This window comes from Photobacterium sp. DNB22_13_2, assembly GCF_052873915.1.
Genome location: NZ_JBNNXU010000117.1, coordinates 1 through 278, shown reverse-complemented (window position 1 = coordinate 278; position 278 = coordinate 1). Strand labels below are relative to the sequence as shown.

The following is a 278-nucleotide window of genomic DNA, read 5'->3' as shown; positions in this document are numbered from 1 at the left end:
ACGCGGACGACTATCTGGGCGACACGGGCGGCGTGCTGTTCCCGAACCCGAACGCGCCGACCGGCCACGCGTTGCCGCTGGCAGAGATCGAGCGGATCGTCGCGGCCAACCCGTCGTCTGTGGTGGTGATCGACGAGGCGTATGTGGATTTCGGCGCTCAGTCGGCAATCTCGCTCGTCGACCGCTATCCGAATCTGCTGGTCGTGCATACGACGTCCAAGTCCCGCTCGCTCGCCGGCATGCGAGTCGGCTTTGCGTTTGGCCACGCGGCGCTCATC

The 278-nt window shown here is 66.2% G+C and carries 1 protein-coding gene; it reads left to right on the top strand.

Translation table 11 applies throughout. From position 1 onward, the window contains the following. On the top strand, positions 1-278 hold a 278-nt coding region (locus tag ACVA58_RS28040; RefSeq protein ID WP_446513512.1), incomplete at both ends, for an aminotransferase class I/II-fold pyridoxal phosphate-dependent enzyme.